Genomic DNA, 21,608 nt, shown 5'->3' on the forward strand with positions numbered 1-21,608 from the left:
TTTCGACGATTGCGGATCGTGAGGTTCGGCGTTTCTCAAGGGCAGGTCTCGAGCTTTACACACCGTAATCGCCAACGCTGATCCAATACTAGATGTGGCGTCTGGCGCATGTCAAACATTCGACGGGTAAATTCTCACTTAGTAAAATAACTCAGTACAAACCCTCGATCTGCAAGACCTGCACCGGACGCCTGTGTTCCGGTGTCAGGATGCGACGGCCCAGCAGTCGGCCGTTATGGTCGCACCGGCCGGCACCAGTGCGCCGTCGACCTGAACAGCCGATAGGGGCACCGGGCCACCCAAGCGGCGCTGCCAGACTTGCGCCGAGGCAAGGAAGTCGCGCAGGTCCGTGTGATATTGCTGGATGCGCACGAGCTCGTCGAGTGTCCGGCCATGGTGTTCCAGGCGAGCCTCGACCTGGTCGATCAGGACCTCGGTCTCTGCGGCAACCATGCTGTGCGTGTAGCGATCCGGTGCGAGCCGCCGTACGCTTTCGGCCAGCTTGCCATCCTGTTGTGCGCTGACACCCGAGAGATGGGTCATGTCGGTGGCACTGACGATTGCCGGGACGCCCGACCGTGGGTCGGGCTGGCTGCGGCGGATTGCGGTACCCTTGCGCACGCAGACCAGATTCACCTCGATGATGCCCTTTTTCAGCGCGAGGGCAGAGGCTGGCGCAACGCTGCGGGCCGGCCCTTCGGTGCCAAAAATCCGCCGCCAGACCTCGTCGAGCTGGGGCAGGTCGCGCATGTTTCTCAGGAATACCTGGGCCTTGACGACGTGCTCGCGATCCGACCCGGCCAGCTCGGCGGCTTTGATCACATTGTGCAGCACGTAATCGGCCTGGCGGGCGATTTCAGAGCGATCCCACGTGTATTCGGGGTTCATGGTGGCCTCTTTGGCAATCCCGTTGCTGTCGAGCGCGTCGGCCACCTGGCCCGCCACGAAAATATACTCTTCGAAGGTCATGATCGCGGCAAAGCCCGATGACGCCCGCGAGACAGGAATGCCCGAGGCATTGATCGCCTGCCTGCGCTCTTGTGCGCCGATGGCGCCGATGGCTTCAAGGCAAAGCGTCGCCTGCGGGGCCAGCAGGCCCGGCACGATGACGGACGTGCTGGGGGGGACGATGGCCCCCAGCGCCTGCTGGCGAGCCAGATGATAGGGATAGACGGATTCGGGCGAATCATAGAACTGGTCTATGCGCAGCAGGTCTTCCAGCGTAGCCCCCGCCTTGGCGAACGCGCTGGCCAGCGATTCGTACACCCAACGCCCCTGCGCCAGGCCGGCGGGCTCTTGGAGCAGCGGATCTTGGCCATCGCGGGGGCCGGGGCTCTGCAGCCCGCCGCAGTGCCGCGTGGCCATGTTCCCCTGGGCAAACAGCCAGCGCCCGGCCTGTACGACACGCGCCAGCGTGACGCCGCCGCCAATGGGAATGGGATCGAGGATAGTGTGCATGATGGCATCGCTCCAGTTGTTTCATGAAATGTCAAGGGGTCACCAGGTCCCGTGGACATAGTACTGTAGAAACCAGGCACCGGGCCCGCACAATTATCACTATCTGAGAAAATAATCCTGCTTTTTTATATACCTGTGGATTACGATGGATTTGGCCATCATGCACTCTCGCGCTCGATTCATGTGCCGGATCGAATCGCGCATGCGACGATCTCGGAAACCGCACAAAAAAATGGGGCAATCGATGCCCCTGGTGCCCGGCGGCTGACCCGCTACGTTATCTACGTGATTGCAATCGACGCAATCGAAGAAAGGTATCGGGTCACCGGAAAAAGCGCTTATCGCTTATTCAACCGCTTGAATTCTGTCAAACAGGTCCGCCAATTTTCCCCCTTCAAATTTGGACGGCAAATCCGCCACTTTCGCGCGGAACTCGTTTTGGTCAGGGTCCACAATCTTCATCCCCGCCGCCTTGAACTCGTCGATCAAGGCCCCGTCGGCATTCCGGACGATCTCATCCTGGTAAGCACCGGCGTCCCGGGCCGCCGTGCGAATCAGCTCGATCTGATCATCGGACAATTTTTTATATGCATCATCGCTCATGGCCACGGTGATGTTGGCCACGATATGCCCGGTCAGCGTCAGATTCTTGTGTACGAGCGGAATCCCGACGCTTTTGATGATGGAGAGTGGATTCTCCTGTGCATCGACGGTGTTCGTTTCTATGGCCGTAAACAGCTCACCAAAAGCGATCGGGGTTGGTGATGCACCCAGGGCACGCCATCCGGCCTCGTAGATCGGCACGGGCAATACCCGCACCCGCATCCCTTTCAGATCATCCGGATGGACAACAGGCCTGTTGGCCGTGAGGTGGCGGGTGCCGTAGTACCATGAGCCGTCGATCAAACGGATGCTCGTCTGGTCATAGAGTTTTTTTGCCAGCTCCGCCCCGATGTCGCCCCGCATGACGCGCTGCATATGGTCCGGATCCCGGAACAAATACAGGAATCCCAGTGCATTGGCTTCGGGCAATACCGTGCCAAAGCCGGCCCCTACGGTCACCGCCATATCCAGGGCGCCAATCTGCAGCCCCTCGATCAACTGCTGTTCGTTGCCCAGGGCCCCCCCGGGGAAAACGGTGATTTTGATATCACCGCCCGACCGTTCATTGACCAATTCCGCAAACCGTTTGGCCCCCAGGTCCGCAGGGGTATTGACGGCCAGACCGTGCCCCAATTGAAACTCGATGGCCTTCTGGGCCCACGCAGTGCCACCGAACGCGACACCAAAAAATATGACCAAGAACAGTAATGTCGAATTAATCCGTTTCATTTATATCTCCTTGATTATCAGTATTTCCCATATACCAGCGTGGGAATCCAGGTCACTATCTCTGGAAAAGGGATCATCAACAACAACACGACTATGAGAGGGAAAATGAAAGGTAGAACAGCCAACATGACGCGCTCCAGCGACATTCCGGAAATCTGGCTGCCTACGAACAGACACATACCCAACCCGGGTGAAATCAAGCCAATACCCAGCCCATAGACGATGAACACGCCAAGCAATATGGGATCGATCCCGGCCGCAACCAATGGCGGGCTTACGATGGGAACCAATATGATCATCGCGGGCGCCACTTCAAGAAAAATCCCGACGATGAGCAGCAGAAGTGCCAGCGCAAGAAGCAACCAGCTATGATCGCTGATCGTGCTGACCATGGTCATGGCAACTTGGCTGGCCACCTGATCACGCGCAATGATGTATCCCAATGGTGCGGAAAGGCCCAGTATCACCATGATCGCCGCCGACAATATGGTGGTGGACAGAAGCGCCCTGAAGAATTGAGCGTAGCTCATCTCTTTGTAGACAAACAGGGCAACGATAGACGCGTAGATGGCGGCAATGACCGCGGATTCCGTGGGGGTCGCGAACCCCGAGAACAGGGCCCCCAGCAGCACCACTGGCGTCATGAGGGCCCAGAACGCAGAGCGAAATGCCGACCCAATGGATATGGTGGCAACCCGCGGAGTATGGAGGCGGCGACGACGATATATATAGGCAAATGTCATCATCAGCGCGGCACCGCTCAGCACGCCGGGCATCACGCCCCCCATGAACAGAAGCCCAACGGGGACCCCTGCAATACTGCCATATATCACCATATTGATACTTGGCGGGATGATGGGACCGAGGGTGGCCGACGAAACCGTCAAGCCCACGCTCAGGTCATCGGGATAATCATTTTCACGCATGGCCTTGAGCTCGACCCGGCCCAGGCTGGCGACGTCTGCGACGGCGGACCCCGACATGCCGGCAAACAGCATACTGCCCAGCACATTGGCATGCCCCAGCGCGCCGGGCACCCGGCCCACGACAGCCAGCGCAAAATTGAAGATGCGCATTGTAATGCCGCCGGTATTCATCAACTCGCCCGCCAAGATGAAGAAAGGTATGGCCACCAGAGAAAGCGCGCTCAGTTGGCCAATGACCTGCTGCGGAAACACCAGAAGGTTTGCACCGGCAGCCAGAAAATATGCCAATGAGGCCAGACCGATTGAAAACGCCACCGGCACGCCAATGAGCAACGTCGCTATCAGGACCAACAGGGCTGTGATCATGCGTTGTCTCCCTGCTCCTGATCCGTCGTAAGCACGACGGCTGGGGGATCGGGCAGAAAAGACTCGACTAGCATGAACCGATAATCGAAGAATTTCATTTGGCAAAGACGCAGGAGTGCGCATATCGAAAAGGCCGGTGCCGCCGCATACCCCCACGCCCAGGTGATGGGCAGCGGGGTTGCCAATGTGGTTGTCCTCATCGCCAACTGCCAGCCTTTAAAGCCCAGAACGACCAGCAAGGCACAGATCGAAACCCACCCGATCCACTCGAGCACTGCCCGCACAGGTCTTGGTGCCCACAGGAGCAAAGAATCAATGCGGATCAGTTCGAATCTCTTGATGGCGCCCACCGTACCGAGAACGGAAGCCCAAAGAAATAAAAACTGTGCCAGCATTTCCGGCCACACCAAGGGCGCATTGAACGCGGACCTGGCAGTAATCTGCAAAGCAATTGCCAATAATGTGATGACCAGCAAAACGGTGGCCAATATCTCTTCCGCATTATCAAAGACCACCTTCAACCACGGAATGCCTTGATTCTTCACGTCATGTCTCCTGTACTACCACTTGGCCGGTTTTTATGGCTCATAGTGAACGAGTGTTTTCTGTGCAGATCCGCGAACCCTATGCGCTCTCTTATTGGATGCCCGCCCTGTTTTTTTTCTTGACGGCCGGATTGACGACGTTCAGCGGCCAGGTGCCCATCAGCACCTTGCGCACCTCGTTCGGCGCGCCGGACTGCAGCGCCACCATGGATTCTTTGCTATACCAGGCCGCATGGGGCGTTATCGTCACGTTGTCACGCCCGCGCAGCGGGTGATCGGCATGCAGCGGCTCCGGGTCCACGGTATCCAACATGCAGGCGGCCACTATGCCCGCATCCAGCGCACGCACCAACGCCATCGTGTCGACGATGGGTCCGCGCGATACGTTCAGGAAAATCACCCCCCGCTTCATGCGGCCAAAAAGCTCGTCGCCAAACATGCCCCGGGAGGTTTCAGTCAGAGGAACGTGCAGAGAGAGGATGTCCGCTTCGCGCAACAAAACATCCAAATCGACCGGTCGAGCCACGGGATCTTCAGGCGGGCTCTCTAGATAGGGATCGTGGTAAATGATTTCCAGGCCGAATGCCGCTGCCCTGCCGGCCACCCGCCGCGCGATCTTTCCAAACCCAATCAAGCCCAGCACCTTGCCCTTGAGACGAAACGCGTTGATTCCTTGCATGACGTCCCAGCCACCGGCGCGGACATGGCGATCCAGCCGGAACGCCTCACGCACCCCGCCCAGCAGCAGCGCAAGCGTATGGTCGGCCACTTCGTCCACGCAATAGTCTGGATTGTTGGTCACGATGATGCCCGCCTCGGTGGCAGCCTGAAGGTCTATCGTGTCGACGCCAATGCCATAACGGGCAATGATGCGGCATTTTGGCATGGCGGCCATGATCTCTGCGGTGATGGGCCCGGCATACGTATTCAGCAGCGCATCGCAATCCCCCACGTGCGCCAGAAAATCTTCGGGCTGGGTCGTGTTCAAAACGGTGATGTCGGCCACATCCGACAATATCCGCTTTTCAACGTCCGGGCTTGGCCAAACGTAGTCGGTCAGCACGACCTTGTATTTGTCGTGAACACTCATTCAACTTGCCTCCGGCATTCATTTTTCAAGGTCCGCGAGCGGTCAGCCCCCCGTCCATCGGGGCTTGCGCTTGTTGAGAAAACTATCGACCCCTTCGCGGAAATCCCGCGACATATATGCGCGGCGGATCAAGTCCCCCCCTTCGGGCAGAGGCACTTTGGCCAGCCGCCGCACCGCCTCTTTTGTGACGGACAACGTGATCGGCGCATTTTCGGCGACAGAGGCCGCCAACTCATGGGCTCGATTTACCAGCGCGGCCCAATCGGCCAGGACCTCGGAAACCAAGCCCCAGGCCATGGCTTTGTCGGCATTGCCGAATTCGGCGGTCATCACCAGTTCTTTCACACGGGCGACACCCAGCAAACGAACAAATCGATCGATGCTTTCAACGGACAGGCAGTTTCCTACCGTACGGGCGATGGGTACGCCGAACTTGATGTTGGCTTGCGCGATACGGATGTCGCTGCATACCGCAATCCCCATGCCACCCCCCGTACACGCACCGGATATCGCTGAAATGACTGGTATGGCGCACCTCTCAAGAACTGTAAGGCAGCGCCCGACCGTCTCCTCATAGGCAAGCGCATCTTCCGGAGTGGAAAAAGCCTTGAATTCAGAAATATCGGTGCCGCTGACAAATGCATTCTGGTCTGATGAGATCAGCAGCAGAACGCGAACGCCACCCCCCCCCGTGTCCAGTTCCCGGCATACTTGTGCCAGGTCGTGGTACATACCCATGGTCATGGCATTGCGCACCTCGGGCCGGTTAAAGGTCACCACCCCGACCTGTCCGCGCTGCTCCCAGCCCATCAAGCCGCCCGCAATGCTTGACAAGTTTCTGATTCTTTCATTTATGGACATTGCCTGCTGCTCCCTCTGCCGCACCGAATACGCCCTGTTCACGAAGCGTCTGAACGTCCGACTTGGAAAATCCGAGCGATGCGAGTATTTCTTCAGTATGTTCGCCCAGTAAAGGCGGGGCCCTGCGCAACTGCTGCGGCGTGTCGCTCAGCTTCACGGGATATCCGATCAGCTTCAGATCGCCTTCCACAGGATGACGCGTGCTCATTACCATGTTGCGTGCCCGCACATGATCGCTGTCCAGCGCTTGCCGGTAGTCATAGAGCGGCCCGCAAGGCACCCCCACGTCGAGCAATTTCTCGACCCAGTGAGAGACCCGATCCGTCTCGAAAGTATTTTCGAGCTCGGAGATGAGTGCTTCCCTGTTTGCGAGCCTTGAAATGTTGTCCACGAACCGGGGATCGTCGACCAGATCAGCACGCCCCATTACGTCGCACAGCAGCAGCCAGAGTTTCTGGTTAGCGGCGCCAATGACAAAATAACCGTCTTGTGCATGCACCACCTGGTAAGGGGCGCTCATGCGATTGGCCGATCCCATGGGCTGCGGCGACTCGCCCGTGCTCCAGTATTCGGCGATTTCCCAAATGGACAGGCTCAACGCAGCATCGAATAGTGAAGCATCGACGTACTGGCCGCGCCCCGAAGCAGCGCGCCCGATCAAGGCCGACTGAATGCCATACAAGGCCATCAGGCCCGCACCTAAATCCGCGATTGAAATGCTATTGCGCACCGGAACCCCGCCCTTGTGCCCGGCCGTACTCATGACACCGCTCATGGCTTGCGCGATCATGTCGAACCCGGGGCGTTGAGACCATGGGCCAGTTTGGCCAAAGCCCGAGATGCTGGCGTACACTAGCCGTGGATTCAGCGCCGCTACCGTGCGATAGTCGAAGCCCAGGCGCTGCGCCACCCCAGGACGGCTGTTCTCCACGAGCACATCCGAGGTTTTGACCAGCTCATAGAGTACGCCGCGCCCCGCGTCATTTTTCAGATCCAGCTCGATACTGCGCTTGTTCCGGTTCAACTGAAGAAAGCCGTTGCTGTCATTGCCCTTCAAGCGATAGCCCATGGAGGCCCGAGTCTGGTCTCCGGTACCGGGCGGCTCGACCTTGATGACGTCTGCCCCCATGTCCCCCAGCAACATCGTACAAAACGGACCCGCCATGACCTGGCTGAGATCCAGAACCCGTATCCCGCTGAGCGGCAATTCCATTCGTTATCCTCCTCTCGAGACAGTCCACGAAACTGGGCGAGCGCCTTTAGGTACTTTTATGACAAATCTTGGTTTTTTTAGAAGATAGCATAAAGATCCAAGGAAACACAATCCTGTCATACACCCCTACAGCGGATACCTTCATTGATACTTTCACTTACAGGCAGGCGCCCTGAACGGGTGGAAGAAAGCCGGATTTTGAACCGTGATTGGCCGTGACGACCGATCCGGCAAGTCGTTTTCAGACCTATTGAACATTCCTTGGTATACATTTAGAATCACATGAAGAACCAAGAATCGATACATCTTATACCCACATCACACGGAGACGCCATATGACGACAATCAATGCGCAGGATTACATCGAGATCCAAAACCTGTACTCTCTGTACAATCTGGCAAGCGATGCTGGCGACGCCGAAGGCTACGCGTCATGCTTCAGCAGCGACGGGCTGCTCGAACTGATCCCATTGGGCATTACAGTCACCGGGGCCGAGAACTTCAAGGCCTTCAAGAAGCGAGACTTTTCTGGAAGGCAGCACATCTATCGCCGCCATTGGAATGGCAGCATCCACCTGGAGCAAAACAGCGATGGCAGCGTCAGAGGCCGTTGCTATCTGTTGGCGTTCAATGGCACCCCGGGCGAACTACCGGCAATCGCCGACTGTGGCGTCTACGAAGACCGTATCGTCAAAGAAGCAGGCGCATGGAAATTCGCACACCGCCGCCTGATGATGGACGGCTCTACTTTCAATCTGAAAGCCAAATAGCCATGGATGACATCATTCGCGCAAGTGCCGGTGATCTGGCGCGCCATATTGCACGCAGAAAAATCAGCGCCCTGGAAACAGCGTCTGCTTTCCTGGACCAGATCCAACGGTTCAACCCGGCTCTCAACGCCATTATTACACTGGCTCCAGATATCCTGGACCAGGCCAGGGCCCGCGACGAGCGCCTGGCCAAGGGCGGCGCACCACGTCCCCTGGAAGGGGTGCCGTTTGTGGTAAAGGACAATATTCTCACAAAGAATCTGCGTACGACATACGGGTCCTACGTACTGCAGAACCACATCCCCGAAGAAAATGCGATTTGCGTGCAGCGCATACTGGACGCCGGCGGTGTCTTGCTGGGAAAGACGAATACGTCCGAGTTCGCCACAGACATCAATACAAGCAACCCGCTGTTTGGCCTCACGCGGAACCCGATCGATCTCAATATCAGCACGGGGGGATCCAGCGGCGGCAGCGCGGCCGCAATAGCGGCGGATTTCGCGCCCATAGGGCTGGGCACCGACCTCGGGGGTTCAATCCGGATACCCGCCGCCTGGTGCGGCATATCCGGATTGCGCCCCAGCCCCGGCCGGGTACCGGTGTACCCATCCGAATTTGGCTGGGATACCTTGGTTCATCATGTCCAAGGCCCCATGGCGCGCCACGTGGAAGACCTGGGCTTGCTGCTGTCCGTCATTGCCGGACAGGACGACCGCGACCCGATATCCCTTCCCACATCCAGCTGCGATTATGAAAAGGCCGCAGCGGGCCTGGCGGACCTGCGCGGGCTGAAAATCGCGTATTGCGCGAACCTGGGCGGCATTGCCCCAGTGGATCCAGAGATTGAACGGCTTGCCAAACAAGCGGCTGCCGCATTCCAGTCCATGGGGTGCACCGTGGACGAGGCCTGTTTCAACGCAAGTGACATCAAAGCCATCATCGCCGGCACCCGTGGCTACGGGATTGTGGCCCGTTTTTCCACGCTGGTGCGGGATCACGGAAACCTGTTGACCACCCAGCTCATCGGCCAACTCGAAGACGCATTGAAACTGGATCTGAAATCCGTTGCCCAGGCCGAGCGTCTGCGCACGCAATACTGGCAAAGGGTGCGCGCGTTTCAGGATCGCTACGACCTCATCCTGACACCCACGGTCGGCGCCCCACCCTTCCGGCTGGACGAGCCGTTGCCAGACAAAGTAGGCAATCAGCCAGTAGCGCGTTATTACGACATTTTCCTGCTGGTCTATGCGTTTACTCTACTGGGATTGCCGGCCGCTTCCGTACCATGCGGCTACACGGCCTCTGGCGCACCCGCAGGCCTTCAGATCGTCGGCCGCAGGATGCGCGAAGACCAGGTATTGAATGCCGCGTCCGCATACACGCATTTTCAACCCCATGTCTTGCAGCGCCGCCCGATTCGCTTGGATGAAGCGGTTGAACTCGATTATCATATCTCCACACCCGGTATGCGCTCTGCAACTGAACCGACACCCCACGCACCACAATGACGAAGCGCCCTCTGTCCCGCGACCCCGAGTTCCTACAGGACGACGGCACCCCAGAAAATGAAGACCTGCGTGATCGCGTTTATCGGTTGCTCGAAGAGGCCATCGTCAGCGGCGAAATCGGCCCGGGCGAGCGGCTCGACGAACGGCTGTTCGCTCAAAAATACGGTGTCTCGCGTACACCCGTGCGCGAGGCATTGAACCGCCTGGTATCCGCAGGCCTGGCAATAAAGCGGGGCCGCCTCGGGACTTTCGTATCCACCATCAGCGTGACCGAGCTCTTCCAGACGTTTGAAGTCATGGCAGAACTTGAAAGCCTCTGCGCCCGATTATCGGCGCAACGCATGTCCATCAAAGAACGCAAGGCACTGCGGGCCCTGGCAGAATTCGCCACGTCCGATCAGCCGCCATCGCTCGGTGAATACGTGGTGCAAAATCGACGCTTCCACGAAATGATTTACCAAGGCTCCCACAACCCGGTCCTTGAAGAGCTTGCCAACATGCTTTTCCGAAGAATCGCACGTTACCGGCATAATACGCTCAAGGCGTCAGGCCGCATCCTCGCCTCTATAGAAGAGCACCGCGACGTGGCACAGGCCATATTCGAAGGGGATGCGCGAAAGGCCGGAGAGCTGATGCAATTTCATATCGACATACGCAGGCTGGACCACGCGGACTTCGTCATGTTCATTACCAGGCTGAACGAACAGGGCGAACGATAATCAGCGTGGGCGGCGTTCGTCATCCATGGAAGACTGCTGCGGCACGCCACCACACAAGAAACGAGCGATGAGCGCCACCTGCTGTGCCAGCATGTGATGGCCATGGTGTATCTCGCAACCCCGTGCGCGGGCTGCCTGCAACAGCGCCGTTTCCCGCGGTTTCATGATGACTTCGGCCACCAGGGTTCCGGGGCGCAGGCGCGCGGCATCCAAGGGCAATGGATCGCCTGGGCGCATGCCCAGCGACGTGGCATTGACGACAAGGTCATGGTCGGCAGGGTCGGCTGGGCCCACGCGTACCTCTGCGGCCGGCCAGGCACGTTGCAGAATGTCGACGAGCCTTTGCGCTTTGGCCGCCGTGCGATTGGCAATCGTCAGGCGGGCCACGCCCGCTTCGACCAGCGCGAATGCCACTGACGAAGCCGCGCCGCCGGCGCCCAGCAGCAGGGCCCGGCGCCCGGCCGGGTCGTGGCCCTGGTCGCGCAGGCCGGCCACGAAGCCGGCCCCGTCGAACGTATCGCCCAACAGGCGACCATCGGGCGTGCGGTGGACGGTATTGACCGCGCCGACTGCACGTGCCGCGGCCCCCAGTTCGTCGCACAATGCGCAGATGGCCTGCTTGTGCGGTACTGTCACGACGAAGCCGTCCAGGTTCTGCATATGGCGCAGGCCCTGCAGCACGGCCTCCAGGTGATCCGGCGCCACATGAATGGGCACCAGCACGGCATCCGTGCCATGGGCCGCGAAGTAGTCGTTCAGGGCCTGCGGCGTGCGCACTTGTGCCACAGGATCGGCCAAAATGGCACACAGGCGCGTGTTTCCAGTGATCGTCATGGTTTCTCCTTGGAACGGATGGCCGTACCGCTCGACGGCCTAGCGGTTGAGGCCGCGGCCGTAGGCAGCCAGCACCGCCTCGGCCATGGCCTCTGACTGGGTCGGATGCGGGAACACGGACTGGATCAAGTCGGTTTCAGTCGCCTCCAGGCCCATGGCAACCGTAAAACCTTGAATCATTTCAGTGACCTCGGCGCCCATCATGTGCGCGCCCAGCAGCTCGCCGCTGGCTTCGTCCAGTACGACTTTGACGAAGCCCTGGGTCTCGCCCGATGCAATGGCTTTGCCGTTGGCGGCGAACGGAAAGCGCCCGACACGCACGGCACTGCCGCGGGTGCGGGCCTGGGTCTCGGTGAGCCCCACGTGCGCGACCTGCGGATAGCTGTAGGTACATGCGGGAATCTTCTGCGCCTGCAGGGGCTCGGGGTTCAGCCCGGCGATGGACTCGACGCAGATCACGGCCTCGTGCGAAGCCTTGTGCGCCAACCAGGGCGGGCCGGCCAGGTCGCCGATGGCGTAGATGCCCGGTTCGTGCGTGGCGCAGTAGTCATCCACCACCACGTGGTCATGCGCCACTTGGACGGCAGTATGCTCCAGCCCCAGGTCTTGGTGATTGCCCACGATGCCCGCCGCCACCAGGATCACGTCGACATCGACGGCTGTGGAGCCCCCCTGCAGCCACACTTGCCAGCCCGCACGGGTGCGCTCCGTTCGGGTTACGCGGCACCCCAGGTGCAGCTGCATGCCTTGCTGGCGCAGTGCCTCGGCCATGCAGCCGCTGACCTCTTCGTCTTCGGCCGGCAGCAGGCGCGCGGCCATCTCGACGATATGAACCTGACTACCCAGCGCGTGAAAGAAACTTGCAAATTCGACACCGATGGCGCCGGCTCCGATCACCAGCAGGCGGCGCGGCAGGAAGGGAGCCGCGAGGGCCTCGCGGTAGTACCAGGTCCGCGCGGCGTCGGGTTCGAGCCCCGGCAGTACCCGCGCTCGCGCCCCGGTCGCCAGAATGATGTGGCGCGCCGTAAGCCGCCCGGGCGTCGGTTTGCCCGCCACGGATGTCAGTGCCACGCCGGTGCCGCCGGTGAGGCGCGCTTGGGCGTGCAGAACCTGCACGCCGTTTTTCTTCATCAAGTAGGCCACGCCCCGTTGCAGTTGGCCCGCTATGGCCCGCGAGCGGGCCACCATGGCCGGCAGGTCCGCCGCCGGTGCCTGCGCCTGCACGCCGTAGTGGCCTGCGGTGCGCACCAGGCGCAGCACGTCGGCCGAGCGCAGCAGCGCCTTGGTCGGGATACAGCCCCAGTTCAGGCATACACCGCCCAATTCGCCGCGCTCTGCCAGCGCGGTGCGCAGGCCCAGCTGTGCCGCGCGGATGGCGGCGATGTAGCCGCCGGGGCCGCCGCCGACGACCAGTACGTCGAAGTCGTCCGTACTCATACCAGCGCCGCCAGGGGTTCTTCCAATATCTTGCGCAATGCGCTCAACCAGGCCGATGCCACGGCCCCGTCGATCGCCCGGTGATCGACGGACAGGACGACGCTGATCACCGGAGCGACCTCCATCCCGCCATCGGGTGCGGGTAGCACCTGCGGCGCAATGGCACCGACCGCCAGGATAGCCGACTGGGGGGGATTGATGATGGCGGCAAATTCCGTGGTGCCGTACATGCCCAGGTTGCTGACGGTGAAGCTGCCCCCTTGGTATTCCTGCGGTTGCAAGCGGCCGGCCCGGGCCCGCGATGCCAGTTCGCGGATCTCGGCGCTCAAGCGGCTCAGCGATTTGTCCTGGACGCCGCGCACCACGGGTGTGATCAGCCCCGTCGGCGTGGACATCGCCACGGCAATGTCGGCCTGTGCATGCTGGATCATGGCGTCGTCGGTCCAGCTGACGTTCATCCCGGGTACTTCGACCAGCGCCGCGGCCACGGCCTTGACGATGAGGTCATTGACCGATACATGGCGCTCTCCGGGCAGCGTGTTGATGCGCCGCCGCAGCTCGGACAGGGCCTGGGTGCGGATCTGGGCCTTGAGGTAGAAGTGCGGGATCTGTGTTTTGCTTTCCAGCAGACGTCGTGCAATCGTGCGACGCATGGCGCTGTGCGGCACGCGCACGTCGCCGGTAGCCTGTGGCGGCACCACAATCCGAGCATCGCCCGCGTCGGGCGCTGCGGCAGCGGGTATCACCGGCTGCGCGGTGGCGCCTGCGCGTGCGGTGACGGCCTCCACGTCGCGCCGTATGATACGCCCGTGCGGCCCGCTGCCTGTGAGCGTATCCAGAGCCAGCCCCGCCTGCGCGGCGAGCCGGCGCGCAAGCGGGCTGGCAAAGATCCGCGTAGGTGCAGCCGCTGGTGGTCGCGCCGCAGCGGGCGCCACGGGTGCCGCCACTGTTGCGGGCGCAGCCGTGGCGGGTTGCCCCGCCATCAGCGCATCCGCATCGGCGCGCGTCTCGCCCGGCGCAAGCAGCACGGCCACCGGTGTGCCCACCTGCGCTTGTTCACCCGCCGGCACCAGGATGCGGCCCAGTGTGCCGGCGGCATCGGCGGTGAAGTCGATGACGGCCTTGTCCGTTTCGATCTCGGCGACGCAATCGCCCACCGCCACCGCATCGCCCTCGGCCTTGTGCCAGGTCACGATGACGGCCGAAGTGACGTTGGCCGAAACCTCGGGCATCTTCAGCAGCGTGGCCATGTCAGTGTCCCCCCTGGCTGGACAGGGTAAGCCCCTGGCCGGCCATGATGCGTTGCAAGCCTTCCACGACTTCTTGGGTATGGGCACAGGCGGCGCGCTCTAGTACCTTCGAGATGCTGGGCGAGGCCTCGCCCCCTGTGACGCGCAGCACCGGCTGATCGAGCCAGTCGAAGAAGCGGCGCTGGAGTTCGTCGCCCAGCCAGGTACCGTATGCGGTACCCTGCGAGCCCTGCTCGACGATCAGCACGTTGTTCGTCTTGCGGATACTCTCCCCCACGGTTTCCCAGTCGAGGCTTGCACGATCCAGCCAGCGCAAATCGATCACTTCGGCATCGACCCCGGTTTGCTCGACCGCTTCGAGCGAGTGCCCCACCATGGACAGGTAGGTCAGGATCGTGAGGCGCTCGCCGCGTCGGCGCACCGCCGCACGGCCGAAGGCCGTCTGGTAGCTGAAGTCTTCTGCCGGGGCCAGCCCCGTGCTTGCGTAAAGGTCTACGTGTTCGATGACGAGCACGGGGTCGTCTATGTGCAGCGCCGCGTTCATCAGGCCCACATAGTCGAAGGGCGTCGCCGGCGCCACGATGCGCCAACCGGGGCTGGTGGCAAAGATGCCGGCCGGATCCATGGAGTGCTGCGAACCATAGCCGGTACCCATCGCAACCTTGCAGCGCAATACCAGCGGCATGGGGATGTCACCGCCAAACATGTGGCGCGCCTTGGCGATCTGGTTGAACACCTGGTCGGCAGCCACCCACAGGAAGTCGGGGTACATGAATTCCACCACCGGCCGGAACCGTCCATTCATGGCAATGCCGCCGCCCAGCCCGGCAAACGAGTTCTCGCTGATGGGGGTGCCCAGCACGCGCCCTGGAAAGCGCTCGTTCAGCCCGCGCGTCGCACCGTTCGTGCCGCCCTTGAGCCGGTGCACATCTTCGCCCAACACCACGATGCGGTCGTCGACCGCCATGGCGTGGCCCATGGTGTCGGCCACCACGTCGATGAACTTGCGTTCGACGAGCCTGCCGCCAAAGGTTTCCTGCTCTTCGGTGCGAGCCCCTTCGAGCTCGTGCAGATCGCTGCGGATACCCACGTCCCGAAAGCCCGGATCGGGCCATAGTTCCGGGCGGATGCGGCGCTTGCCGGGATGCTGTGGATCGGCTTCGATCAGAATCTGCACGACCTGTTCCATGGCCGCCTGCAGGCGGTTTCGCAACGCCTGGATTTCATCGTCCGTGACCAGGTCCAGCGCCTTCATGTGCGCCCCCAACTGGTCGAGCGGATCGCGCGCGCGCCACTCGGTTTCTTCTTCCTTGCTGCGATAGCCAAAGGCGCTGCCCGGGTAGCCGCCGTTCTGGTGCAGGTAGCGGTAGACGTCGGCCTCTATGAGGGTCGGCCCCCGGCCGGCGCGCATGTGCGCCAGCGCCTGTTGCATCGCCTGGTGTACGGCGTACGCGTCCATGCCGTCGACTTTCCAGCTGGGTATGTTGAACGCCTGGCCGCGCGCAGACAAGCGGGCTTCCGCTGTGGATTCCTCTACCTTGGTCGACACCGCGTAGCGGTTGTTCTCTATGAAGAAGCACAGCGGCAGCTTCCAGGCCGCCGCCAGGTTCATGGATTCGAGCACCGAGCCGATGTTGGTGGCGCCATCGCCAAAGAAGGTGACTGCCACGTCGTCGGTGCCGGCGTGGCGGTGTGTCCAGGCCGCCCCGGCCGCAAACGGTACGCCCCCGCCCACGATGGCGTTGGTGCCCATGACCCCGGCCGCCTTCCAGCGCAAGTGCATCGAGCCCCCGCGCCCCCGGCAAAAACCCTGGGACAGCCCCAGGATTTCCGCCAGCGTGCGTTGCAACAGCGCCTGCAGCTCGGGTGCGACCGCCGCGCGCAGGTCCATGCCGTCGGGATACAAATAGGCCATGGCCTTGCCGAGAAAGTGATGGTGTCCGCGGTGCGAACCGTTGATTTGATCGGCGGCGCGCAGACAGGCAAGCGCCCCGGCCGCGCCGCCCTCCTGGCCAATGCTGGAGTGCGCCGGGCCGTGCACCAGGCCTTCCAGGGCCAGGGCCACCACGGTTTCCTCGAACGCGCGGATGACGTGCATCTGCGTGAGCAGGGTGCCCAGCACCCGAGGGTCGGCCGCTTTCCAGTCGTCCGGGGTCAGGCGCAACTCTACCCAGGGTGCCTCTGACTTGAGCGCAATGTGTTCCGACATAAGATCCTCTCGCAAATTACAGATAACCATTGGCGGACCAGCCGCCATCGGCCACGGCCACATGGCCGTTGATGAATGCCGCGTGATCCGATGCCAGGAACAGCACCAGCGCCGCGATTTCTTCGGGCGTGCCCAGGCGCCCCGACGGGGTGCGCCGCGCCAGCGCGCGATCGTCCAGGCGCCCCTGGGCAACCAGCTCATCGACCAGCGCAGTGTGCAGGTATCCGGGCGCGATCGCATTGACCCGCACCCCCGACGGCCCCCATTCCACGGCCAGCGCCTTGCTCAACATCGCCACCGCCGCCTTGCTGGCACAGTAGGCAGCGCGATTGGGCGCGGCCACCACGCCGTACATGGATGCCGTGTTGATGATGACGCCCGCGCCACGGGCCACCATGAGGCGTCCGGCCGCCTGGGCGCAATAAAAGACGCCGTTGAGGTTGATGTCTATGGCGCGCTGCCAGTCTTGTGCCCCGAGCTCCAGCGTGGGCCGGTTCATGGACACGCCCGCATTGTTCAGCAGCACGTCCACACCGCCATCGTCGGCTTCCAGCTCGTCGAACAGTGCCTGCACGCGCACCGGGTCGTTGACCAGGCCCTCGCGGCAGCGCACCGACACGTCGGCATAGCGTGCGGCCAAGGTGGCCTGCACGGTATCCAGCCCGGACCGGTTGCGGTCGAACAGCACCAGGCGCGAGTGGCACGACGCAAAAGCATGCGCCATGGTACGCCCCAGCCCGCTCGCCGCCCCTGTGATGACGACCACCTTGTCAGCCAGGCCGGCAAACCCTTCGCCCCGCGCGAATACGCTGAGACTTTCCATTGCATCGGGCATTCTGCTTCCTCACTTGTGGCCCACGGGTGCAGTGGCCAGGTCGCTGCGATAGGCAGCGAGATCGTCGTACTGCACCAGTTCCACCACGTTGCCTTCCGGGTCGCGCAGAAACGCGAGCCAGGTTCCTGGGCGCACTTCGATGGGTTCCGCCCCTGTGAGGAACTCGCTGCCGTATGCTTGCAGCCTGGCGCAGGCGGCGCGCAGGTCTTTGATGATGAAGGTCAGGTAGGCGCTGTTGGGGGCATCGAGTATGAACGCCGGCTGTGTGGCGCGCGGTGCCACGGGAGTTTCGGCCGCCAGCAGCTTCAGGCGCTCGCCGCGCTGGGTCTGCAGGCGCACCACCACGTAGCCAGTGCGACTGAGGGCCGCATGCTGGGCCTTGGCGGGCGCAACACGGACTTCATTGATGAATTGCAAGCCCAGCTGGGTTTCGTAAAAGGCCCGCATCTTGGCGAGGTCGTACACATTGAGCCCCACTTCCAGGGGGGCGCACATTTGCAAGGACATGATTGGTTTCCTCGATTAGAAAATCAGACTGCCAGCCACTCGTCGAGCAGCGCGGGGCGGGCCGAGAGCTCGTCTGGGCTGCCTTCGAAGACCAGTTGGCCGTGGCCCATCACGCACACGCGGCTGGATACCTTGAGCGCGATCGTGAGCTTTTGCTCTACGAGTATGACGGCCACACCGCGTTTGTGAATATCGCGAATCATTTCGCCCACCTCGGCCACGATTTTGGGCGCCAGGCCTTCGGTGGGTTCGTCTACCAGCAGCAGCAGGGGGTTGCCCAGCAGCGCGCGGCACATCGTGAGCATCTGCTGTTCGCCGCCCGATAAACTGCCGGCCATCGTATTGGCGCGTTCTTTGAGCCGCGGAAAATAGTCGTACATTTGCGCCATGGTCCAGGCCGGCGCACCTTTGACGCCCGGCTGTACCCCCATGCGCAGGTTCTCCTCGACGGTCAGGTTGGCAAAGATTTCGCGTTCTTCAGGCACGTAGCCCACGCCGCTGCGGCACACTTGGTAGGGGCGGTGCCCAGCCAGTTCCTTGCCTTGCAGGCGCACCGAACCCGAAGCCGGCGGCACCAGCCCCATGATCGCCTTGAGCGTGGTCGAGCGCCCCGAGCCATTGCGCCCGAGCAGGCTGATCACTTCGCCGGCCGCTACGCTGAAGCTGACGCCGTGCAGGATATGGCTCTTGCCATAATAGGCATTCAGGTCGCGCACCTGCAGCAAGGTCGTATTGGGACTGTGTTCAGCCGTCGTCATGCGACCTCCTCGCCCAGATAGGCTTCCTTGACTTCGGCGTTCGCGCGGATCTCGGCGGGTGTGCCAGTCGCCACGATGCGCCCGTACACCAATACGCTGATGCGGTCGCTGAGCTCGAAGACGACATCCATGTCGTGCTCGACGATCAGCAGCGTCTTGCCGTGGGTCACCTTGCGGATCAGGTCCACGGCATAGGCGGATTCTTCGCGCGACATGCCGGCCATGGGCTCATCGAGCAGGATCACCTGCGGGTGCGAGGCCAGTACCACGCCGATTTCGAGTGCGCGCTGTTCGGAGTAGGACAGCTCGGTGGCCAGGGTGCCGGCCCGCGCCATCAGGTGCAGCTGTTCGAGCAGCGCCTCGGTTTCTTCGCGCACCGCATGCTGGCCCTCGATGCCGCGCCAGAATACGTACTGCAGGTTGTGCTGGCGCATCACGGCAAGGCGCAGGTTCTCGAAGACCGACAGCTTGGGAAATACGTTGGTGATCTGAAAAGAGCGCGCCAGCCCGAGGCGGTTGACCCGCTCGGGCGTCAGCCCGGAGATCCGCTGGTCGCCTAGATAAATAGTGCCGCGCGTCAGGCTCAGTTGGCCCGATATGAGGTGAAACAGCGTAGACTTGCCCGCCCCATTGGGGCCTATGAGCGCATGGCGCTCGCCGGCGATCAGGTCGAGGTCGACACCATTGATGATATCGACGTCGCCAAACGACTTGTGTACATCGCGCAATGAGAGGGCCACGGGATTCATGAAGACGCTCCTGATACCAGGCGCCCACCGCCGGTGGTTGCGGGGCTGTCGTCGTCGGGCGCCGCCAATGCGAGTGCGCGGCGCCAGTGGCGCGCCGCACGCGCCAGCAACCAGATTCCTGCCGTCAGCAATAGGACGGGCAGCAGCCAGGTGAGTACAGACAACGGTGCCCAGCTCGCGCCGAACAGGGGAATGTCGGGCCAGGCATTGCCGCCGATCTGCGACAGAGCACGGTAATCTTGCGAAAACAGGCGCTGCAGCAGTTCGACGAGAAAGGTCGTGCCCGCCACCAGCAGCGCGGTGGCGCCCAGGTACAACGCGAACGCCCGCCAGAGCCTGGCGAACCCGCAACGGCGCAGCGCCTGCGCCACCGCGTGTACCAGGCCAGCGATGCCGCGCGGCATGAACAGCATGACCAGTACGAACAGCAGCCCCTGATAGAGCAGCCAGGATGTGGTGAGGTCGGAGACGACATAGCCGAAGAAGGACATGAGCGCAGCGCCCACGGCGGGCCCGAGAAAGTACGTGACCCCGCCGATATAGCTGTTGAGCAGCACTTGGGCGGAGAGGTCCAGGTTGAAGATCACGTAATTCGCCGACTCGATGTTGATGGCCTGCAAGGCGCCCGCCACCCCCGAGAACATGGTGGAGATGGCAAACACCAGGGTGCTCGCGACGTGCACGTTGTAGCCAAAAAACCGCATGCGGTGCGTGTTCTCGCGCAGGCCCAGCGCAACCCGGCCCAATGGGGTGCGCATGAAGAGGTAAAGCAGCCCCAGGCACAACAGCACCCAGGCCAGCGTCAGGTAGTAGACCTGTACGTTGTCGGCGAAAGACAGGCCGAAGGCCGGCATGCGCATCGTCGACAGGCCGGCCTCGCCGCCGAACCAGCCGCTCAGGTGGGGCGCAAGCGCATAGAGCAGCTCGCCGATGGCCAGCGTGATCATGGCGAAATACACCCCGGTGCGCTTGGTGGCGAACCAGCCAGCCACCAGCCCGACCAGCAGGCCGGTGACGGCACCCACCAGCGGCATGAAAGGCGTTGGCAACAGCCCCGCCCCACCCATGGCATCCATGGCGTGTACCGTGGCAAAGGCGCCGGCCCCGAAAAAGGCGGAGTGCCCGAACGACAGCATGCCCGCCTGCCCGCACAGCAGGCTGAAGGCGCAAGCGAACAGGCTGGCAATCAGCATCTGGATGCCGGCGTTGATCAGCGACTGCGACATGACCAGAGGGGCCGCCACGAGGGCGATGACGACCAGCAGCCCAACCAGAAGAAAGCGCCTATTCACTGGCTTACTCCTTTGCGCCCATCAGGCCATAGGGCCGGATCAGCAGGACCAACAGCATCAGCGCGTAGGGAATCGTGCCCGATAGGCTGGAGAGCTTCAGCGTGAGAAGCCCGCCTATGCCGCGCGCCCAATCGCCCATCCCCACATAGGCCAGGACCTGCGCAAGGCTGACGTCCACACCGACGCTGAACGAAGTGCTCAGGCCGATGATGAGCGATGCGAGCAAGGCGCCCTCGAGCGACCCCAGCCCGCCGATGACCACGACGACGAACATCATGACGGCGAGCTCGATCGCCATGTTGGGGCTGGTCGTGTAGAACGCGCCGGCAATGGCGCCGGCCAGCCCCGCCAACGCCGCCCCCACGCCGAAGACGGCCATGAAGACGACCGGAACGTTGTGGCCTAGCGCGCCGGCCATGGCCGGCCGGCGGATGGCGGCGCGCACGATGATGCCCACCCGCGTGCGCGTCAGCAGCAGGTAGATGAGCACGAACATGGCGATGGCCACCAGCCCGATCAGCAGCCGATAGAAGGGATACGCCGATGGGCCGACGTGAAACGCGGAAAACGACAACGCCTGCGGTACCCGGTAATTGACCGGATAGTTGCCAAAGAACAGCTTGACCAGTTCGGCGATGATGAAGGACAGCCCGAAGGTGAGCAGCAGCTCGTGCGCGTGGCCGTACTTGTGCACCGGGCGCAGAAAGTAGCGCTCGGTGACCACGCCGACGCCACCCACCAAGACCGTGGCGACGACCACTGCCCACCAGAATCCGATGACGGGCTGCAGGGCATACGCAGCGTACGCCCCCAGCATGTAGAACGACGCGTGCGCGAAGTTCAGAATGCCCATCATGCCGAAGACCAGCGTCAAGCCCGCCGACACCATGAACAGCAGCAGCCCGTAGATCAGCCCGTTCAGCAACGAAACGATGAAGTAATCCATGGC

Annotated in this window: 20 protein-coding genes; 3 read left to right on the top strand and 17 right to left on the bottom strand. The window is 62.0% G+C overall.

From position 1 onward, the window contains the following. Positions 1-204: 204 nt before the first annotated feature. The 7 genes from WCZ84_RS04615 to WCZ84_RS04645 all read right to left on the bottom strand — a co-directional run bounded on the left by WCZ84_RS04615 (position 205) and on the right by WCZ84_RS04645 (position 7,791). Entirely contained in the window at positions 205-1,458 is a 1,254-nt protein-coding gene (locus WCZ84_RS04615) for a RidA family protein (protein ID WP_372685088.1), read from the bottom strand. Positions 1,459-1,803: 345 nt separating this feature from the next. After that, positions 1,804-2,790, bottom strand: coding sequence for a TRAP transporter substrate-binding protein (locus WCZ84_RS04620; protein WP_372685089.1), 987 nt, complete (start codon positions 2,788-2,790; stop codon positions 1,804-1,806). Positions 2,791-2,807: 17 nt separating this feature from the next. Continuing rightward, positions 2,808-4,082 (bottom strand): TRAP transporter large permease, encoded by a 1,275-nt coding sequence (locus WCZ84_RS04625; protein WP_372685123.1) that lies wholly within the window; start codon positions 4,080-4,082, stop codon positions 2,808-2,810. Further along, positions 4,079-4,627 (bottom strand): TRAP transporter small permease, encoded by a 549-nt coding sequence (locus tag WCZ84_RS04630; protein ID WP_372685090.1) that lies wholly within the window; start codon positions 4,625-4,627, stop codon positions 4,079-4,081. Before WCZ84_RS04630 ends, WCZ84_RS04625 begins: the two co-directional genes overlap by 4 nt. Before the next feature lie 91 nt (positions 4,628-4,718). Next, positions 4,719-5,717 carry a C-terminal binding protein gene (locus WCZ84_RS04635; protein ID WP_372685091.1) on the bottom strand — a complete coding sequence of 333 codons (999 nt, stop codon included), beginning with the start codon at positions 5,715-5,717 and terminating at the stop codon, positions 4,719-4,721. Between the two features lie 42 nt (positions 5,718-5,759). Further along, entirely contained in the window at positions 5,760-6,578 is an 819-nt protein-coding gene (locus tag WCZ84_RS04640) for an enoyl-CoA hydratase (RefSeq protein ID WP_372685092.1), read from the bottom strand. After that, complete coding sequence (locus WCZ84_RS04645; RefSeq protein ID WP_372685093.1) at positions 6,565-7,791, bottom strand: CaiB/BaiF CoA transferase family protein; 1,227 nt, start codon at positions 7,789-7,791, stop codon at positions 6,565-6,567. Before WCZ84_RS04645 ends, WCZ84_RS04640 begins: the two co-directional genes overlap by 14 nt. Positions 7,792-8,126: 335 nt before the next feature. Between WCZ84_RS04645 and WCZ84_RS04650 the strand changes: the two genes are divergently transcribed. From WCZ84_RS04650 to WCZ84_RS04660, 3 genes are read left to right on the top strand one after another with little or no spacing between them, the layout of a single operon-like run. Further along, positions 8,127-8,561, top strand: a complete 435-nt coding sequence (locus WCZ84_RS04650; protein ID WP_372685094.1) for a nuclear transport factor 2 family protein — start codon at positions 8,127-8,129, stop codon at positions 8,559-8,561. Between the two features lie 2 nt (positions 8,562-8,563). Further along, entirely contained in the window at positions 8,564-10,069 is a 1,506-nt protein-coding gene (locus WCZ84_RS04655) for an amidase (protein ID WP_372685095.1), read from the top strand. After that, a complete protein-coding gene (locus WCZ84_RS04660) occupies positions 10,066-10,788 on the top strand; it encodes a GntR family transcriptional regulator (protein ID WP_372685096.1) in 723 nt (240 codons plus the stop codon). The genes WCZ84_RS04655 and WCZ84_RS04660 overlap by 4 nt, the downstream gene beginning before the upstream one ends. On the opposite strand, the gene WCZ84_RS04665 is transcribed toward WCZ84_RS04660, so the two are convergent. From WCZ84_RS04665 to WCZ84_RS04710, 10 genes are read right to left on the bottom strand one after another with little or no spacing between them, the layout of a single operon-like run. Then, entirely contained in the window at positions 10,789-11,622 is an 834-nt protein-coding gene (locus WCZ84_RS04665) for a shikimate dehydrogenase (RefSeq protein ID WP_372685097.1), read from the bottom strand. Between the two features lie 39 nt (positions 11,623-11,661). Further along, positions 11,662-13,059, bottom strand: coding sequence for a dihydrolipoyl dehydrogenase (gene lpdA / locus WCZ84_RS04670; RefSeq protein WP_372685098.1), 1,398 nt, complete (start codon positions 13,057-13,059; stop codon positions 11,662-11,664). Continuing rightward, positions 13,056-14,309 carry a dihydrolipoamide acetyltransferase family protein gene (locus tag WCZ84_RS04675; protein ID WP_372685099.1) on the bottom strand — a complete coding sequence of 418 codons (1,254 nt, stop codon included), beginning with the start codon at positions 14,307-14,309 and terminating at the stop codon, positions 13,056-13,058. The genes lpdA and WCZ84_RS04675 overlap by 4 nt, the downstream gene beginning before the upstream one ends. A 1-nt stretch (position 14,310) precedes the next feature. After that, positions 14,311-16,518 (bottom strand): thiamine pyrophosphate-dependent enzyme, encoded by a 2,208-nt coding sequence (locus WCZ84_RS04680; protein ID WP_372685100.1) that lies wholly within the window; start codon positions 16,516-16,518, stop codon positions 14,311-14,313. Between the two features lie 16 nt (positions 16,519-16,534). Beyond that, positions 16,535-17,353, bottom strand: a complete 819-nt coding sequence (locus WCZ84_RS04685) for an SDR family NAD(P)-dependent oxidoreductase (RefSeq protein ID WP_372685101.1) — start codon at positions 17,351-17,353, stop codon at positions 16,535-16,537. A gap of 9 nt (positions 17,354-17,362) precedes the next feature. Continuing rightward, entirely contained in the window at positions 17,363-17,860 is a 498-nt protein-coding gene (locus tag WCZ84_RS04690) for a VOC family protein (RefSeq protein WP_372685102.1), read from the bottom strand. A 23-nt stretch (positions 17,861-17,883) separates the two neighbouring features. Beyond that, on the bottom strand, positions 17,884-18,618 hold the full coding sequence (locus WCZ84_RS04695) for an ABC transporter ATP-binding protein (protein WP_372685103.1): 735 nt from the start codon (positions 18,616-18,618) through the stop codon (positions 17,884-17,886). Beyond that, entirely contained in the window at positions 18,615-19,367 is a 753-nt protein-coding gene (locus tag WCZ84_RS04700) for an ABC transporter ATP-binding protein (RefSeq protein ID WP_372685104.1), read from the bottom strand. The genes WCZ84_RS04695 and WCZ84_RS04700 overlap by 4 nt, the downstream gene beginning before the upstream one ends. Then, complete coding sequence (locus tag WCZ84_RS04705) at positions 19,364-20,659, bottom strand: branched-chain amino acid ABC transporter permease (RefSeq protein ID WP_372685105.1); 1,296 nt, start codon at positions 20,657-20,659, stop codon at positions 19,364-19,366. Before WCZ84_RS04705 ends, WCZ84_RS04700 begins: the two co-directional genes overlap by 4 nt. 4 nt (positions 20,660-20,663) lie before the next feature. Beyond that, entirely contained in the window at positions 20,664-21,605 is a 942-nt protein-coding gene (locus WCZ84_RS04710) for a branched-chain amino acid ABC transporter permease (protein WP_372685106.1), read from the bottom strand. Positions 21,606-21,608: the final 3 nt, after the last annotated feature.

The sequence above is a fragment of the Castellaniella sp. genome (assembly GCF_041675725.1).
In the GTDB taxonomy this organism is placed as follows: domain Bacteria; phylum Pseudomonadota; class Gammaproteobacteria; order Burkholderiales; family Burkholderiaceae_B; genus Castellaniella.